Below are 3,388 nucleotides of genomic sequence, written 5' to 3'. Positions count from 1 at the left end.
AGGTCCGTCCCCAGCTGGCCGGCCACGCTGGCAGGGTTCGTGCGCTGGCGGTGGCAGTATTGGAAGGCCGCCCGCACGCCGTCACCAGCGGCGGTGACGACCAGTGGATGCTGGTGTCGGACCTGACCACCGGCACCCAGGTTCGCCAGCAGTCCGGCCGCATCGACAGGGTGTGCGCGGTGGCGGTGGCGGTGCTGCGGGGTCGCCCGCATGCCGTCATCGGTGGCGAGCGTGACCGGTCGGTGCGGGTATGGGATCTGACCACCGGTGCCCAGGTGGGCGAGCTGGTCGGCCACCCGGACGGGATACGCGCGGTGGTGGTGACGGTGATCGACGGCCGCCCGCACGCCGTCACCGGCGACGAACGCGGAACCGTGCAGGTGTGGGACCTGGTCGCCGGCACCCAGGCCCGTCCCCAGCTGGCCGGTCATACCGGCGCCGTGACCGCAGTGGCGGTGGCGGTGCTGGATGGCCGCCCGCATGCCGTCACCGGTAGCAAGCGCGAGGAGTCGGTGCGGGTGTGGGACCTGACCACCGGCAACCTGGTCCGCCAGCGGTCCGGCCGTCTCAACGGCGTGAATGCGTTGGCGGTGACGGTGGTGGACGGCCGCCCGCACGCCGTCACCGGCGACGACCGATCGGTGCGTGTATGGGACTTGACCACCAACGCCCAGATCCGCGAGCTTGCCGGTCACACCGGCGCCGTGACCGCAGTGGCGGTGGCGGTGCTGGATGGCCGCCCGCATGCCGTCACCAGCAGCTTCGACCGGTCGGTGCGGGTGTGGGACCTCGCCACTGGCGCGCAAGTAAGTGAGCTGACCGGCCACACCGGCACCGTGAACACGGTGGCGGTGCTGGACGGATGCCCCCGTGCCGTCTCCGGAGGCGACGACCGGTCGGTGCGGGTGTGGGACCTCGCCACTGGCGCGCAGGTAAGTGAGCTGACCGGCCACACCGGCACCGTGAACGCGGTGGCGGTAGTGGTGCTGAAAGATCGCCTGATCGCCGTCACCGGCAGCAAAGACCGGTCGGTGCGAGTATGGGACCTCACCGCCAGTGCCTGCCTAACGACATTCCACTTCCCGGATGAAGTAAAGGCCGTCACTGTCACCGTCGACGGCACCGTGGTGGTCGGCTTTGGCCATGAAGTGGCCGCCCTCAGCTTTGAACCCCTGATCAGGAGACTTCGTTGACCAGCGACACTGCTTCACCGCTGCGGGTCGTCGCCGTGCACGGCATCTGCAACAGCTTCGGCACCGGAATCCCCGATGCCCGCAGGGAAGAGCTGCGCGCGCTGAAGGCTGCCGCCTGGGCGCGGGACTTGGCCGCCGGGCTTGGCGTTTCGCCGGACCGGCTCGAGGTCGACTTCGCCTACTACGCGGACCAGCTGCTCGACGATCCGGCGGCCCAGGGGGAGCAGGACGGCGACTTCCTGGACGACCCGCTGGCGCAGGAGATGCTCGACGCGTGGGCGCGGGAGCTGGGACTGCCCAACGAGGTTGCCCAGGGGCATGCCGCGGTGCCGCTGCGCGGGTTCTCGTCGTGGATGGCACGTAGGTTCGACCTGGCTGAGGGGCCGCTGGGGGTCTTCGTCCGGCTTCTGTGCGGTGAGGTCGCCGCGTACCTGCGCTCTGCGGACGCCCCGGAACGCACAGCAGCGCGCGAGGAGGTCGCGGCGCGGATCGCCCGGCACCGGCCGCGGGTCGTCGTCGCGCACTCCCTGGGTTCGGTCGTCGCCTACGAGGCCTTGCACGCCCACCCGGAGCTGCGGCCCGAGCTGTTCCTCACGCTCGGCTCGCCGCTCGCGCTGCCCCGCGTGGTCTTCGAGCGCCTCATCCCCGCGCCCCGCCCCGCCGACACCGAGCAACTGCGGGGTGCGGGCCTGCCCGGAGGGACGCGCTGGGTGAACATCGCCGACCCCGGCGACCCCGTCGCGGTCCCGCCCCGGCTTGGCAGGTTCTTTGACGGGATCGCCCTGGACCACACCACCACCGTCAGCGCCCTCTTCCGCTTCCACCACGCCACGAACTACCTCAGGTCCGCGACCGCAGCAGCTACCATCGCCCCCTACCTCGGTACCTGAACAGCCGCGGCACCCCGTCGTCCAAAGCCCCGACCGGAGCCCTGAACGCCGGCTTCCTTCGACGCCACCCACAAGACACCGGCGATCAAGACCTGGTTGCTGGCCCATCCCCGGTTCCCCCTGCACTTCACCCCAACCGGCTCGTCCTGACTGAACCTGATGGAGCGCTGGTTCGCCGAGCTGACGAACATACAGATACGATGAGGCGCCCACAAATCTGTCCAGGCCCTCGAGGCCGACATTCGGGACTGGATCGCCACCTGGAGCACCGGTCCCAAGCCCTACGTCTGGGCCAAGACCGCCGCCGATATCCTCGAACACCTTGCCGGACATCTGAAGAGAATTCCCGACTCAGACCGTGTTTGAGATCTGACTGTATGACGGCAGGTGTGCCGAATATCTCTCAGGCGAATGAGGTCTCCGCGAAGGAGAAACCTCCGCGCTCGCGGTGCGAGAGGACAAGCTTCTGTGAACGCCGGGGCGCCTGGCGTAGGTACTGGTGGAAGCCTGTAGCTCGGAATTTGAGCTCGAAGGAGTGGCCTTCGATGTGCCACTGCGGTCCGCCGCGGCTGTCCTCTGGGGTTGAGCATCGAAGGTGGTCAATATCGAGGCTCAAGGCCGTCCAGTTGAACTCGAAGTCGCCCTCGAGGTCCCAGACGTCGTCGAACACGAGCGTGGACGGCGCGATCCAGAAGCTGAAGTGTGTCTCCGGTGCGACCGGATGCACCCAGCGGACGATGTAGTCGATGTCCAGCAGCAGGCGTGGCAGCTCGTCGGCGGAGGCGCCTGGCTGCACGCCGATTCCGTGGATGGTGACGTCATGCCATCCCATCGCATCGAAGTCAGCGTCACTCCAGGTGCTCTTCGCCAGACCGGATTCCGGGTGGGTGCCTGCGCTCATGGCGGCATCCAACCAGAATGAGGTAGGCGGGCGCGTCAGGTATTTGCTGGTGCGAGAGGTTGCGGGCCGGGGCGTGTTGCCGGTCGGCCTCGGGTGAGTCGACGGATCATGACGCCGATCATCGCCCAGCGGATCATCGTCTCCGAGCGGGCCGGGCTGGCCTCGTAGTCCCGGGCGAGGCGCCGGTGGGCGGTGAGCCAGGAGAAGGTGCGCTCGACCGCCCATCGCTTGGGCTGGACCTGGAAGCCGCGCTGGCCGGGGTCCTTGCGGACGATCTCCAGGTCGCGGCCGAGGATCGTGGCCGCCCAGTCGACCAGGCGGCCGGCGAAGCCCTGGTCGGCCCAGACCTTCTTGACGCTGGGGTGGTCGAGCCGAGTCCACAGCAGCGGCCGCTTCGCACCGTC

General features: G+C 68.9%; 4 protein-coding genes and 1 pseudogene. 3 read left to right on the top strand and 2 right to left on the bottom strand.

Annotated features, from left to right (window positions below):
• The 3 genes and pseudogenes from ACWEQL_RS34705 to ACWEQL_RS34695 all read left to right on the top strand — a co-directional run.
• On the top strand, positions 1 to 1,193 hold a 1,193-nt coding region (locus ACWEQL_RS34705; RefSeq protein WP_452154370.1), incomplete at its 5' end, for a WD40 repeat domain-containing protein.
• Entirely contained in the window at positions 1,190 to 2,083 is an 894-nt protein-coding gene (locus ACWEQL_RS34700; RefSeq protein WP_452154369.1) for a serine peptidase, read from the top strand. The genes ACWEQL_RS34705 and ACWEQL_RS34700, both read left to right, overlap by 4 nt.
• Positions 2,084 to 2,146: 63 nt before the next feature.
• Positions 2,147 to 2,449: pseudogene (locus ACWEQL_RS34695) on the top strand (IS630 family transposase); the annotation flags it as partial.
• 37 nt (positions 2,450 to 2,486) lie between these two features.
• Here the strand turns inward: ACWEQL_RS34695 and ACWEQL_RS34690 are convergent.
• Together ACWEQL_RS34690 and ACWEQL_RS34685 are read right to left on the bottom strand one after the other, a co-directional pair.
• Positions 2,487 to 2,984, bottom strand: a complete 498-nt coding sequence (locus ACWEQL_RS34690) for a hypothetical protein (RefSeq protein WP_452154368.1) — start codon at positions 2,982 to 2,984, stop codon at positions 2,487 to 2,489.
• A 35-nt stretch (positions 2,985 to 3,019) separates the two neighbouring features.
• A partial coding sequence (locus ACWEQL_RS34685; protein WP_452154367.1) for a transposase occupies positions 3,020 to 3,388 on the bottom strand: 369 nt, incomplete at its 5' end.

This window comes from Kitasatospora sp. NPDC004240, from assembly GCF_053603215.1.
Note: the sequence above shows the minus strand (reverse complement) of the source record. Positions and strands in the feature narration are given on the sequence as shown.